The organism is Hydrogenophaga sp. 2FB (assembly GCF_005503365.1).
GTDB lineage: Bacteria > Pseudomonadota > Gammaproteobacteria > Burkholderiales > Burkholderiaceae_C > Hydrogenophaga.
On sequence record NZ_SCML01000037.1, the window covers coordinates 49,848 to 63,974 of the forward strand.

At 66.3% G+C, this 14,127-nt stretch carries 10 protein-coding genes; 3 read left to right on the forward strand and 7 right to left on the reverse strand.

What is annotated here, in order from left to right:
* Positions 1-163: 163 nt before the first annotated feature.
* The gene (gene map, locus FFS09_RS20385; protein WP_137920737.1) at positions 164-994 is read left to right on the forward strand and encodes a type I methionyl aminopeptidase; all 831 of its coding nucleotides are present in this window, start codon (positions 164-166) and stop codon (positions 992-994) included.
* A 7-nt stretch (positions 995-1,001) separates the two neighbouring features.
* On the forward strand, positions 1,002-3,698 hold the full coding sequence (locus FFS09_RS20390; RefSeq protein ID WP_137920748.1) for a [protein-PII] uridylyltransferase: 2,697 nt from the start codon (positions 1,002-1,004) through the stop codon (positions 3,696-3,698).
* A 34-nt stretch (positions 3,699-3,732) separates the two neighbouring features.
* Here the strand turns inward: FFS09_RS20390 and FFS09_RS20395 are convergent, their stop codons facing one another.
* The 5 genes from FFS09_RS20395 to FFS09_RS20415 form a co-directional block, all read right to left on the reverse strand.
* Positions 3,733-6,891 (reverse strand): efflux RND transporter permease subunit, encoded by a 3,159-nt coding sequence (locus FFS09_RS20395; RefSeq protein ID WP_137920738.1) that lies wholly within the window; start codon positions 6,889-6,891, stop codon positions 3,733-3,735.
* 10 nt (positions 6,892-6,901) lie between these two features.
* Positions 6,902-8,026 carry an efflux RND transporter periplasmic adaptor subunit gene (locus FFS09_RS20400; RefSeq protein WP_137920739.1) on the reverse strand — a complete coding sequence of 375 codons (1,125 nt, stop codon included), beginning with the start codon at positions 8,024-8,026 and terminating at the stop codon, positions 6,902-6,904.
* Positions 8,023-9,456 carry an efflux transporter outer membrane subunit gene (locus FFS09_RS20405; RefSeq protein WP_137920740.1) on the reverse strand — a complete coding sequence of 478 codons (1,434 nt, stop codon included), beginning with the start codon at positions 9,454-9,456 and terminating at the stop codon, positions 8,023-8,025. The genes FFS09_RS20400 and FFS09_RS20405 overlap by 4 nt, the downstream gene beginning before the upstream one ends.
* A gap of 171 nt (positions 9,457-9,627) precedes the next feature.
* On the reverse strand, positions 9,628-10,581 hold the full coding sequence (locus FFS09_RS20410; RefSeq protein ID WP_252374454.1) for an NAD-dependent epimerase/dehydratase family protein: 954 nt from the start codon (positions 10,579-10,581) through the stop codon (positions 9,628-9,630).
* 178 nt (positions 10,582-10,759) lie between these two features.
* Positions 10,760-12,016 (reverse strand): AraC family transcriptional regulator, encoded by a 1,257-nt coding sequence (locus FFS09_RS20415; RefSeq protein ID WP_137920742.1) that lies wholly within the window; start codon positions 12,014-12,016, stop codon positions 10,760-10,762.
* Between FFS09_RS20415 and FFS09_RS20420 the strand changes: the two genes are divergently transcribed.
* Positions 11,988-12,941 (forward strand): tripartite tricarboxylate transporter substrate binding protein, encoded by a 954-nt coding sequence (locus FFS09_RS20420; protein WP_252374455.1) that lies wholly within the window; start codon positions 11,988-11,990, stop codon positions 12,939-12,941. The two genes, FFS09_RS20415 and FFS09_RS20420, sit on opposite strands and share 29 nt — an antisense overlap.
* Before the next feature lie 51 nt (positions 12,942-12,992).
* On the opposite strand, the gene def is transcribed toward FFS09_RS20420, so the two are convergent.
* Positions 12,993-13,532 (reverse strand): peptide deformylase, encoded by a 540-nt coding sequence (gene def / locus FFS09_RS20425; RefSeq protein WP_137920744.1) that lies wholly within the window; start codon positions 13,530-13,532, stop codon positions 12,993-12,995.
* 262 nt (positions 13,533-13,794) lie between these two features.
* On the reverse strand, positions 13,795-14,127 hold a 333-nt coding region (locus FFS09_RS30910; protein WP_212745131.1), incomplete at its 5' end, for a hypothetical protein.

Sequence of the window (14,127 nt, forward strand, 5' to 3'; positions counted from 1 at the left end):
ATGTTGAAAGGCACAAATCTTATCATCGAACGATGTCATATTGTGTGCCAATCAGCGGGGAAATCCGCGGCGTCTCGCCGCTCGTTTGGGGCCATGCGCGGAACCGGCCATGAATGTCCATGGTTGTTGGATGCCTCGGACGGGCGCGCGATAATCTGCACCCATGAGCATCACCTACAAAGACGAAGCCGGCATCGCGGGCATGCGCACCGCCTGCCGCCTGGCCTCCGAAGTGCTGGACTACCTCACGCCGCTGATCCAGCCGGGCGTCACCACGCTCGAGATCGACCGCCTCGCGGCCGAGTACATGAAGCAGCAGGGCACGGTATCGGCCACCATCGGCTACCAGCCCAGCGGCTACCCGCCCTACCCCGGCCACCTGTGCACCTCGATCAACCACGTGGTGTGCCATGGCATCCCGAACGAGAAGCCGCTCAAGAAGGGCGACATCCTCAACGTCGATGTCACGGTCATCACGCCCGAGGGCTGGTACGGCGACAACTCCCGCATGTTCCTGATCGGTGGCGAAGCCGCCTGCTCGGTGCAGGCGCGCCGCCTGACGCAAGTGACCTACGAAGCCATGTGGAAAGGCATCGTGATGGTGCGCCCCGGCATCCGCCTGGGCGACATCGGCCACGCGATCCAGACCTTCGCCGAGGGCAATGGCTTCACGGTGGTGCGCGAGTTCTGCGGCCACGGCATCGGCCAGCGCTTCCACGAAGAACCCCAGGTGCTGCACTACGGCCGCCCCGGCACGCTGGAAGAACTCAAGCCGGGCATGACCTTCACCATCGAGCCCATGATCAACGCCGGCAAGCGCGACATCAAGGAGCTGGGCGACGGCTGGACCATCGTCACACGCGACCGCTCCCTTTCCGCGCAATGGGAACACACCGTGCTGGTGACCGACACCGGCTACGAGGTGCTCACCCTGTCCGCCGGCAGCCTGCCCGCCCCCGCCTTCGTGACGCCGACGGCTGCAGCCCTTGCCTGAGGTGGTCATGGCGCACGGGGCGCAGGCCGCCGACCTCGGCGCCCTGCGGCAGCAATACCGCCACGACAAGGCTGCCCTGCTCGCCGAACTGGGCGTGCAAGGCTCGTCCACCCGTGGCGTGCACAAGGCCCTGCGGCAACTCTCCCACCTGACCGACCGGACCCTGCGCGAACTCTGGTCGCGGGCGAACCTCGGCCCCGGCATCTCCCTGGTCGCCGTGGGCGGTTTTGGCCGTGGCGAACTGTTCCCCTATTCCGATGTGGACGTGCTGGTGCTGCTGCCCGACGGCAGCTCGCCCGAGACCGACGCCGTGCTCAAGGCCGGCCTGGAAGGCTTCATCGGCGCCTGCTGGGACCTGGGCCTGGAAATCGGATCGAGCGTGCGCACCATCGCCGACTGCGTCGAGGAGGCGTCCAAGGACGTGACGGTGCAGACCTCGCTGCTCGAATGCCGGCTCGTCTGCGGCGGCAAGCAGGCCTTCACCAGCCTGGTGGGCCAGCTGGCCGAGGCCATGGACCCCAAGGCCTTCTTCGTCGCCAAGACGCTGGAGATGCGCCAGCGCCACCACAAGTTCGAGAACACGCCCTACTCGCTCGAACCGAACTGCAAGGAGTCGCCGGGCGGGCTGCGCGACCTGCAGATCATTCTGTGGGTGTCCAAGGCCGCGGGCCTGGGCCGCAGCTGGGACGAACTGGCCCGCAAGGGTCTGGCCACGCCCCTGGAAGCGCGCCAGATCAAGGCCAACGAAAGCTTGCTGACGCTGATCCGCGCGCGCCTGCACCTGCTGGCCCACCGGCGCGAAGACCGTCTGGTGTTTGACCTGCAAACCGCGGTCGCCGAGTCCTTCGGCTTCAAGGCCCAGGCGCCGGCCGAGCCCGGCCCGAACGCGCGCGGCACACGCCGCGCCAGCGAGGCGCTGATGAAGCGCTACTACTGGGCCGCCAAGGCGGTGAGCCAGCTCAACCAGATCCTGCTGCTCAATATTCAGGAACGGCTGCAAAGCGACGTGGCCGGCGTCGACCGTCTGCGTCCGCTCAACGAACGCTTCTTCGACAAGGGCGGCATGCTGGAGGTGGCGAACGACAACCTCTACGTGCAGCAGCCCCACGCCATTCTGGAGACCTTCCACCTCTACCAGACCACCGTGGGCATCAAGGGCCTGTCGGCGCGCACGCTGCGCGCGCTGTACAACGCGCGCCCGGTGATGAACGCGCGCTTCCGTGCCGATCCGGTGAACCGCGCGCGTTTCCTGCAGATCCTCCAGGAGCCCGAAGGCATCACCCACGCCATGCGGCTGATGAACCAGACGTCCGTGCTCGGACGCTACCTCTGGGTGTTCCGCCACATCGTCGGGCAGATGCAGCACGACCTGTTCCACGTCTACACGGTGGACCAGCACATCCTGATGGTGCTGCGCAACGTGCGCCGCTTCTTCATCGCCGAGCACTCGCACGAATACCCGTTCTGCTCGCAGCTCGCCGCGGGCTGGGACAAACCCTGGATCCTGTACATCGCCGCGCTGTTCCACGACATCGCCAAAGGCCGCGGCGGCGACCACTCCGACCTGGGCGCGCGTGACGTGCGCACCTTCTGCCGCCAGCACGGCATCGCGCGCGAAGACACGAAGCTGATCCAGTTCCTCGTGGCCGAGCACCTCACCATGAGCCGCATGGCGCAGAAGGAAGACCTGAGCGACCCCGACGTGATCGCCGCTTTCGCCAAGCGCGTGGGCAACGAGCGCTACCTCACCGCGCTGTACCTGCTCACCGTGGCCGACATCCGCGGTACCAGCCCCAAGGTGTGGAACGCCTGGAAGGGCAAGCTGCTGGAAGACCTGTACCGCTACACATTGCGGGCGTTGGGCGGCCGCGCACCCGACCCGGGTGCGGTGATCGAAGGCCGCAAGCGCGAGGCGCTGTCCATGCTGGCGCTGCACGCCCTGCCCCACATGGCGCACAAGGCGCTGTGGGACACGCTCGACGTGAGCTACTTCATGCGCCACCAGGCCGACGAAATCGCCTGGCACACACGCGTGCTCTCGCGCCAGATCGCACAGCAACGGCAGGCCGACGCCAAAGCGGCGGCGAAGAGCGACCCCGATGCGGGATCGCCGGTGGCGCCGGACAAATGCATCGTGCGCGCGCGCATCTCGCCCGATGTCGAGGGCCTGCAGGTGCTGGTGTACGCCAGCGACCAGAGCGACCTGTTCGCCCGCATCTGCGGCTATTTCGACAGCTCGCACTTCAGCATCCTGGACGCGCGCGTGCACACCACGCTCACCGGGCATGCGCTCGACACCTTCCAGGTCGTCGCGCCCGACATGTCCGAGCACTACCGCGAACTCATCGCGATGGTGGAAAACAACCTGGCCCGCACGATCGACGAACGCGGCCCCTTGCCCACACCCGTCAAGGGACGGCTCTCGCGCCGCGTCAAGAGCTTCCCGGTCACGCCGCGCGTGGACCTGCGGCCCGATGACAAGGCGCAGCGCTGGCTGCTGTCGGTTTCGGCGAGCGACCGCGCCGGCCTGCTGTACGGCATCTCACGGGTGCTGGCGCGCTACGAGATCGGCGTGCAGCTCGCCAAGGTGACCACGCTGGGCGAGCGGGTGGAAGACACCTTCCTCATCAGCGGCGCGCAGCTGCAGGTGAACAAGCGCCAGATCGAGCTGGAAACGGAGCTGCTGGAGACGCTGGAAGGTTGAAATTCGAAGGGGCCGTCTGGCCCCTTTGTCTTCTTCAGCGCACGACCGGTTCCGGTGGTGGCAGTTCGTGCACCGCCGGCTTGCGGCGGAACAAGCCCGCGAACCAGATCGACACATCGTCCACGATGGTGAACACCGCCGGGATCACCAGCAGGCTCAGGAAGGTCGATGTCATCAGGCCGCCGATCACCGCCACCGCCATCGGTGAACGGAAGCTGGCATCCGCCGCGCCCCAGCCGATGGCGATCGGCAACATGCCCGCGCCCATGGCGATGGTGGTCATCACGATCGGACGGGCGCGCTTGTGGCACGCGTCCAGGATCGCGTCGAGCCGGTTCAGGCCGTGTTCGCGCCGCGCTTCGATGGCGTACTCCACCAGCAGGATCGAGTTCTTCGTCGCCACGCCCATCAGCATGATCAGCCCGATCAGCGAGGGCATGGAGAAGCTCTTGTTGGCCAGCAGCAGCGCCACGAACGCACCGCCCAGGGACAAGGGCAGCGCCGCCAGGATGGTGACCGGGTGCAGGAAGGCCTTGAACAGCAGCACCAGCACGATGTAGATGCACAGCACCCCGGTCAACATGGCCAGGCCGAAGCTGGCGAAGAGTTCGCCCTGCACTTCCGCGTCACCGATCTCCAGCACCGAGACGCCTGGCGGCAGGTTGCGCAGGCTGGGCAGCTTCTCGACCGCCATCTTCATGTCGCCCAGCGGGATGCCGGCCAACTCGACCTCGAAGTTGATGTTGCGCGCGCGGTCGTAGCGGTCGATCACGGCCGGGCCACCGCCGAACTCGAGCGTGGCCACCTGCCCCAGCATCACCGGGCCCCGGCTGCCGGGCACGGCGAGCCGGTTGAGCACGTCCAGGTCGTGCCGCGCGCCGACGTCGAGCTTGACCACGATCGGGATCTGCCGTTCGGGCAGGTTCATCTTGGGCAGGGCGTTGTCGTAGTCGCCCACCGTGGCCACACGCAAGGTCTCGGCAATCGCCGCGCTCGTCACGCCGAGTTCGGCGGCGCGCGCCAGATCCGGTGTGACGATGATTTCCGTGCGCACCAGCGCTGCGGTGGACTGGATGCTGCCCACGCCGCGGATGGTGCGCAGGTCGCGCTCGATGGCGCGCGCCGCGGTGCTCAGCGCGTGCGCATCGGCGCCGGTGAGCGTGAGGATGTATTTCTCGCCCGATCCGCCCAGCCCCACTTTGCTGCGCACGCCTGGCAGGTTGGACATGGCCTCGCGGATCTGATTTTCGATGCCCTGCTTGCGCGGGCGCTCACCGCGCGGGTCGAGCTGGATGGTCAGCGCCGCCTTGCGCGACTCGGCCGCGCCCTGCGGCGCGAACGGGTCGGAGCCGGCCGTGCCCGAACCGATGGTGGTGTAGACCGAGCGCACGTGCGGCACGGCGACCACCAACAGGCGCGCGCGCTCGGCGGTGGCGATGGTCTGCTCCAGCGTGGCGCCGGGCGAGAGTTCCAGGAACACCTGGGTCTGCGAGTTGTCGTCGGGCGGAATGAAACCCTGTGGCAGCAGCGGGATCAACATCAGCGAGCCCACGAAGAACAGGCCCGCACCGACGCTGGTGAGCCAGCGGTGGCGGATGCACCAGCGCGCCCAGCCCTGATAGCGGTTGAGCCAGGCCGGCTCTTCGTGGTTGTTCGACCAGCGCCAGAAGCCACGTGTGACGGGGTTGGAGTCGGCCCAGCGCGGGATGTCCTTCTTGATGAAGGGCTTGAGGATGTAGGCCGCCATCATGGGCGTGAGCGCGCGCGCCACCACCAGCGAGGCGAACACCGCCAGCGCTGCCGTCCAGCCGAACTGCTTGAAGAACTTGCCCGGAATGCCGGCCATGAAGGCCGTGGGCAGGAACACCGCGATCAGCGTGAACGTGGTGGCGATCACGGCCAGCCCGATCTCGTCGGCCGCTTCCATCGAGGCCTGGTACGGCGACTTGCCCATGCGCATGTGGCGCACGATGTTCTCGACCTCCACGATCGCATCGTCCACCAGGATGCCGATCACCAGCGAGAGCGCCAGCAGCGTCACCACGTTGATGGTGAAGCCCATGTAGTACATACCGATGAAGGCCGGGATGGCCGACAGCGGCAGCGCCACGGCGGAGACGAAGGTGGCGCGGATGTCGCGCAGGAACAGCCAGACCACCAGCACGGCGAGCAAGGCGCCTTCGAAGAGCAGCGTCATGGAGGCGTCGAACTCCTCCTGCACCGGCGTCACGAAGTCGAACGACTCGGTGATGTGCAGGTCGGGCCGCGCGGTCTGCAATTGCTTGAGCCGCGCGCGCACGCCATCGCCCACCTCGATCTCGCTCGCACCCCGGCTGCGCGCCACTTCGAAGCCCACCACCGGCTTGCCGTCCAGGAAGGCGGCCGCGGTCGGCTCGGCAACGGTGTCGCGCACCTCGGCGATCTGCTCCAGGCGCACGTAGCGGCCATCGGAGAGCGCGATCTCCATCTTCGACAGCGCCTCGGCCGAGGCCAGTTGCGACAGCGTGCGCAGCGGCTGCTGGCTGCCACCCAGGTCGACGCGGCCACCCGCGCTTTCGATCTGCACCCGCGCCAGTTGGCGCGACACATCGGTGGCCGTGGTGCCCAGGGCCTGCAGCTTCAGCGGGTCCAGCAGCACCTGCACCTCGCGGTCCACGCCGCCCACGCGGCTGACCGCGCCCACACCGGTGACGGACAGCAGTTGCTTGGACACGTCGTTGTCGACAAACCAGGACAGCGCCTCGGCGTCCATCTTGTCGGACGACACAGTGTAGGCCAGCACCGCGCCACCGGCCAGCTCGACCTTGTTGACGATCGGGTCCCGCAGGTCGGAGGGCAGTTCGCTGCGCACCTTGGCCACGGCGGAGCGCACGTCGTCCAGCGCCTCCTGCGTGTTCTTCTCGATGCGGAATTCCACCGTCAGCGAGACCGTGCCGTCCTGCACCTTGGTGTAGATGTGCTTCAGGCCTTGCAGCGAAGCCAGGCTGTTCTCGATGATGCGCGCGACGTCGTTCTCGAGCTGGTTGGGCGAGGCACCCGGCAGGGCCGCCACCACGGTGATGGTGGGCAGGTCCAGGTCGGGGAAGTTCTGCACCTTCATCTGCTTGAAGGAGAACAGGCCGGCCAGCGTGAGCATGACGAACAGCATCGCCGCCGGAATCGGGTTCTTGATGGACCAGGCGGAAACGTTCATGGCGCGGCCCTCACTGGACGACCTTGACCAGGTCGCCGTCGTTGAGGAAGCCCGCGCCCTGCACGCCCACGGACTCCTCGGGCTTCAGGCCTTCGAGCACCTCGACGCGGTCTTCCACCCGGCGGCCGGTGCGCACCTTGCGCTGGCTGACCTTGGCCTGGTCATCGACCACGAACACGTAGTTGCTGCCGTCGCGCACCACGATGGCCTGCGCGGGCACGGTGAGCGCTTCGCTCTGCCCAAGGTCGAAGCTGCCCCGCGCGAAGGTGCCGGCCTTGAGCTCGGCGTGGCGCGGCAGGTCGACGAAGACCAGGATGTTGCGCGTCTGTGGGTCGGCGCCGGGCGCGATCGCGCGCACCTGGCCGTTGATCTCCAGGCCGGTGGCGGCCGTCACCTGCACCTTCTGGCCGATGCGGATGCGCCCCACTTCGTTGGGCGTGACCTCGCCACGCCATTCCATGCGGCTCTGGCGCACCATGCGGAACAGCTCCTGCCCGGCGCCCACCACCGCGCCCACGGTGGCGCCGCGCGCGGAGATCACGCCGTCGTCGGGCGCCAGCACGCGGGTGTTGCCCAGTCGCACCTCGGTCGCGCTGAGCACGGCCTTGGCGGCCTCGAACTGCGCCTTGGCCACCCGCTCTTGCGTGAGGTACTGCGCCACTTGCGATCTGGACAAAGCGCCCGTGTCCTGGATCGAGCGCGCGCGGTCGGCGTCGGCCTTGGCGTTCTCGAAGCTGGCTTCGGCCTGCGCCAGGCTGGCCTGGCTCTGCAGGCTGTCGGCCTTGGTGGTTTCGCTGGCGAACACGGCCAGCACCTGGCCCTTGCGCACCACGTCGCCCACGTTCACGTTCACCGACGCGAGCCGCAGGCCATTCACCTCGGCGCCCACGCTGGCTTCCTGCCAGGCGGTGATGTTGCCGTTGGCCTGCAGGCGGATGGGCAGGTTACTGCGCACGGGTTTGGCCACGGTGACGGTGAGCGATGGCCGGGGCGCGGCGTCTTCCTGGGCCGCGCCATCGGGCTGCGCGCTGGCCGGCTGCTTGATGAAGAAGACCAGAGCCCCCACCAGAACCAGAGCGAGAAAGAGGACCAGCCAGAGCCAGCGTTTGCGCGATTGCGTAGGAGCGGCGTTCATGATGGGTTCTTGATGAGAGCGTCGGGGTTGTTCACGGGGTCGAAGCCGCCGCCGAGCGCGACGTAGAGCTGGACCCAGGCGTTGACGCGTTCCTGCTGCAGCGCCACGGCACTGCTGTCGGCCGCGAGCTTGAGGCGGCGTGCCTCTTCCAGTTCGTTCAGGCTGGCCAGGCCCACGCGGTAGCGCGCCTCGGTGGCCTGGAACGACTGGCCATAGCCGGCCACGGCGATGTCGGTGGACGCCACGCGTTCGCGCAGGCCCGACAGGGTGACCAGGGCTTGCTCCACGTCGGCCACCGCCTGCCGCACCGTGCCCGCGTAGGCGAGCGCCGCGGCTTCGTAGCGCGCCTGCGCGCTGTCGGTGTTGGCGCGCAGCGCATCGCGCCCGAGCAGCGGCATGCTCAGCGTGAGCGGCCCGACCGACCAGGAGTTGGCCGTGACCTGCATGCCGCCGCCGGAGAACCGGTTGCGCAACACGCTGCCGGAAAGCGACAGACTGGGCAGCAAGGCGGCCTTGGCCACGCCCACGTCTTCACTGGCGGCGACGAGTTCGCGCTGAGTCCGGTACACATCGGGCCGCTGGCGGATCACCTCGGCCGGCACCGCGTTCACCGACAGCATGCGGTCCATGCGCTCGGACCGCAGCAAGGCCTGCAGATCGGGCGCGCCCGCGAGCCGTTGGCGCACCTCGGGCTCGGGGGTGTTGGTGAGCGCGGTGAGCGATTTCACCTGGCGTTCGCAAGCCTCTTCCTGCTGCCGGTAGCGCGCCGCGCCCTCGGCGCCGCTGGCCCGCGCCAGGGCGGCCACGGCAGGCGCGGTAAGGCCGGCGCGCTCGGAGATGGCGTTGTTCTCCGCCGTCACGGCGCGCGAATCGCGGTCGCGCGCCGCCACGGCGAGTTGCTCGCGGCACAGGCGCTGTCCGAAATACAGCTGCGCCAGCTCCGACGCCACCAGCACGCGCGCCTCGTGCCAACGGGCGCCGGCCGCGTCCTGCTGCGCCTCGGCGCTGCCGCGGCGTGCCCCGGTTTCGCCCCACAGGCCGATGGCCCAGGACGCTTGCAGGCCGGCGCTCAGCATCGTGCCCAGGGGCATGGTCGTGTCGGTGATGCCACGGGAGGCGTTCGCGACCGCATTGAGTTGTGGGCTGGTCTGCGCCTCGACACCCAGACGCGCCGCGCGGGCGGCGAACACCTGCGCGCGGGCCGAGGCCACGGACGGGCTCACGGTCTGCGCCCGGGCGATCCACTCGGTCAACACGGGGTCGTCGAACGCGCCCCACCAGGCGGTGAGCTGTTCGGTACTGCCCTGGTGCGGCAGCGGCGGTGCGTACCAGGTGGCGGGCAGTTCCACCGGCACGTCGGCAGGTGGTTTGGTCACGCTGCACGCGCTCAAAACGGCCGTGCTGACCATCACGGCAAGCATTCGCTTCATCAAATGGAGTCCCTGTTCGGTTGTTATTCCGGGGATCGACTCTAGACGATTTCAGCGGCCAAACATTTCAATACGTTTCAACAGAGAGGCGGTTTGTAACGCCTGTTTTGAGGTCCTCTGAGACGGTTGGGCGGGGCCGCCCACGTCTGGTACCCGCCTTCAAGCGGCTCTTCAGCTTCCGCGTACCGTCCCGTTGGCGATGTTTTGACGGAGGATCTCCAGCGTCTCGTGAAAGGCACCGCGCAGCGGGGTGCGTGGCAGCGCGCCGATCACGGCTTCCAATGCGCTCGCGTCGTAGTCCTCGGGCAGCGGCAACACTGGCCCACCAAAACTGATGGACCCGCGCGCACCGGGCTCGACGGCCTCGATGGCCTCAACGACCTCGTGCATTTGTGCTGTGGTGCCACAGATATTGAACACCTCCGCGCCGCTGTATTCCGCACGCGCGCTGGCAATGAAGATGGCCGCCAGGTCGTCGGCATAGTGAAAGTGGCTGCGACCGCCATAGGGAATATGGAACGACTTGCCCCGCGCCACGGCCAGGACCGCTTCGGTCGGCGCCGAGGTGAGACCGTAGTCGCGCCCCACGCCGAACACGGTCGCGGGCCGCAGGCCGATGCTGGAAACCCCGCGGTCCTGGAAATACACGCGAGCCATGGCCTCCTCGGCTTGTTTGAACACGCCGTACAGCGTCGTCGGGCGCCCGACCGCATGGTGGCCGATGGCGGTGCCGTCGGAAGCATCCGATCTGTCATACACCGCGATCGACGAGGCATGCACGATGCGCTGGATTTGCTGACCGCGCTGCGCTGCAGCCTCAAACAGGTTCACACCGCCCAGCACGTTGACGCGGGCCCCAAGCGGGGGCGCCGACTTGAACTGCGGGTGCAATATGGCGGCGAGATGAATGACGTGGGTGACGCCATGCGCATCCAGCGTGTTTTGCAGCAGGTCGAAGTTGGTGATGTCACCCTGGACGACCTCCACGCGCGACAGTTCGGTGTCGTTCATCAGCAAGCGCAGACGCCGCATGTCGCTGGCAGCGTCCAACGCGACGACAGGCACGTTCTCGCGCACGAGCCGACGCACCACCCACGCGCCGATGCAGCCCAGCGCACCGGTCACCAGAAAGCGCTCAGTGCTGCTCATCTGATGACCCCGTTCGAAAGGAAATCTGGTTTGATCGCTTGAATTTCATGTCGAAATTCTTGCGCGGTTCAAACACGTCAATCGTGACTTCCGGGGACACGCGATTGTCTATTCGGGACGCGGCAGCGCCCGCCTCCCAACACCCGTCGGGCCATCAGGTCATGCGTGCCGTGGCGGCCACCTTCTTCGCGCGGCCCGGCCTGCCGAGCCGCGCTCGGCGCCAGGCGCCGGCGCTGCAGCCGAACTCGGCGTGGAACCAGTGGGCGAATGCGCTGCCGGATGAAAAGCCCAGCAGTTGCGCCATCTCCTCCACGGGGACATCCCTGTCGACAAGCCGCTGCTGGGCGAACTCCCTCCGGGCCTGACACAGTATTCTGGAAAACGTCTCGCCTTCGACAAGCAGCCAGCGATGCACGGTGCGCCGACTGACCTTCAGGTGCTGGGCAACCTGATCCACCGTGCAGCGCCCTGCCGGCATCAGCACGCTGACAAGCTGGCGGACCACTTCGACGTTGGTGCGGCGCGCCTGGCCCAACGCGTGATCCAGATACTCGCGTGCAAAACGCGCCATGTCAGGGTCCGTGCGGGGCAATTCCCGGTGCAGGTCGTGCGCGTCGCACACCATGCCGTTGAACGCTGCGTCGAACTCGACCCGCGTGCCAAACATGTCGTGATGTGCGCGCGTGTCGCCTGGCGCGCGGTGCGCGAAACAGACCCGCCTCGGCCGCCACTGGGCGCCCATCAGTTCACGCAGTGTCTGGTACATCATGCCCACGGTCATTTCCATGGCCTGGCGTGCGGGCGCGGGGTTTGCCAGTAAGAACGCCGAGCGAATGAAGACCAGCTGATCGATGTGCTCGACCTTGGTTGCCAATGCCGCATTCACGATGTGCATGTAGCGGCCCAGGGTTTCCAATGCCTGCAGTCCGGTCGGCTCCTCGCGCAAGGCGAGGCTCATCGGGCCCAGGTTGGAAAGGCGGCGTTGGCGGGCCAGGCGCAGCCCGACGTCTTCCACACCGGCAGCCGCGGCGCTGGACTCGAGCAGCTTGCAGACCCCGTCGAGGCTGATCGGTGTCGACAAGTCGTTCAGACAACGGCTGGGCAGCCCTGCGCGGCGCATGAGCAGTGCAGCGTCGAGCCCCAACGTGCTGGCCACTTCCGGAAAGCCCTGGAGGCAGCCGCTTCGAATCGTCTGTGGAACCCCGCGCATGGCCTGTACGTCCTTATTCAGCAATTTGATGTCACGGATTATCAACTTGCGGTCCCTGATCCACATTGAGAATTTCCCGTGCACGGCGTCTTTCCACCCGATCCGACGCAGCTCAAAAACCAAGGAGAACACGATGAAAACATGGCGAGCAATCCCAGGCACCCGGCGCAGCATGATGCAGATACTGGCCGCGGGACTCATGGGCCTGGCCCTGCAGCCCGCACTGGCCTGGACCGACAAACCCGTGAGGATCCTGGTTCCCGCGCCTGCGGGCGGCACCATGGACGTGTTGGCGCGCGTGCTGGCCGCTGAGCTGGCTGCGGGCATCGGCCAGCCGGTGGTCGTCGACAACAAACCCGGCGCGGGCGGATCGATTGCCGTGAACACCTTGTTGGCTGCGCCCGCGGATGGTCAGACCATCATGGTCAGCGCCAACAACGTGTTGACCGAGATTCCGCTGGTCATGAAAACGGCATTCGACCCACTCAAGGACGTGAGGGCCGTTGGCATGTTCGCGCGCGCAGATCTCGTGCTGGTCAGCGCTCCCAACTTTCCAGCGCCAGACCTGAAGGCGCTCATCGCCTACGTCAAGGCGAATCCCGGCAAGGTCGATTTCGCCTCCTACAGCACGGGGACTGTGTCGCAATACGCCGGCATGATCCTGAACCGCAGGGCAGGCCTGGATATGCAACATGTGCCTTTTGCGGGCTCCCCACCGGCATTGGCGCAATTGATGGGTGGCCAGATTCCCCTCATGTTCGACGGCGTGGTGAGTTCGCTGCCCTACATCCATGCGGGAAAGATCAAGCCGTATGCCGTGGCCAGCAAGAAGCGTTCAGTGCACCTTCCGCAAGTACCGACCTTCGGGGAGCGTGGCTATCCCGAGCTGGATTTCAGCAACTGGTTCAGCGTGCTGGTCTCGGCGAAGATGTCACCGGCCCTCTTGGATCGCATCTCCTCGGCGGTGTTGAAAGCCGGGGCCGCGCCCAAGGTGCACGCCCGGTTGCTCGAACTGGGTTTCGAGCCAGCCGAGGCGCTTTCCCCGGCGCAGTTGGAGGAATCGTTGCGACTGGATTTCGAGCGCAACGCGGCCATCGTCAAGGCCTTCGACATCCGGCTGAACTGATCCACTGGGCTCACCAAGGCGTTTCAACGATGCCTTGGTGTTCGCCGGTTTTCAGTCGTCCTGGGTCGCATCCAGCCCCGGAAACAACACCTCGGTGAAGCCAAAGCGGCTGAAGTCGCGCACGCGCATCGGGTACAGCGTGCCCCAGAGGTGATCGCATTCGTGTTGCACCACCCGGGCATGAAAGCCTTCGGCCTCGCGGTCTATCGGCCGGCCTTGCGCGTCAAAGCCCTGGTAACGGATGCGCCGCCAACGCGGCACCACGCCGCGCAGGCCCGGCACCGACAGACAGCCTTCCCAGTCATCCTCTTCTTCATCCCCCAGCGGTGTGATGGTCGGGTTGATCAATACCGTGCGGGGCACCGGCGGCGCGTCGGGATAGCGTGGGTTGGGCTGGCCGCTGCCGAACAGCACGACCTGCAGATCCACCCCGATCTGCGGCGCGGCCAGGCCAGCGCCGTTGGCCGCGGCCATGGTGTCTTGCAGGTCCAGGACGAGTTGGTTCAGTTGTTCCGTGTTGAACACGGTGACGGGCTGCGCGTGTCGCAACAAGCGCGTATCGCCCATCTTCAAAATGGTTTGAACGGTCATATTGGTTCGACTCTGGAAGATCCATCGGAGATTGGAGGCGAGTTGATTCGTGCAATAAGTCGCGGCGGATTGTGAATTTCAAGAAATGCAGATATTTTGCGACGAAAGTCGCACCCAACAATCGTTCGACTTAAGAATCAATCATGAAAGTTTTAATTTCAACAAAGCAATACAACATTCCCTTCGCCATTGGACCCCATGCCGCGCAGACCAAGGGCATCAGAGCATTAAAACACCGGGTTTCCATTGCCTGAACAAGCTCCTAGACTGCATTCGGCCGTCGGTCATTTCCGAATTGACGTGTGCAATCGGGATTGTTCCAAATTGGAACACAAGCGCAATTGAAGTTGTTCAATTGCCTGCCGATGACTTGTTGGCCACCCCCCGATTTTGGGGCATCTGCGGCGTTCATTTTTTCTTTCAGGAGGATATCCATGCACAGGACTACCCATCGTTTCCAAGGCCCGGCACGCGCCGGTTTAACCCTATTGGCAACTGCCATGGTGGCGCTGGCCGGTTGCTCCGGTTCGGGTTCGCTGGCCAGCGATTCCGGTGGAGGCAGCGTGGCGACGGGCGGGGGTGGTTCCGGCAGTGG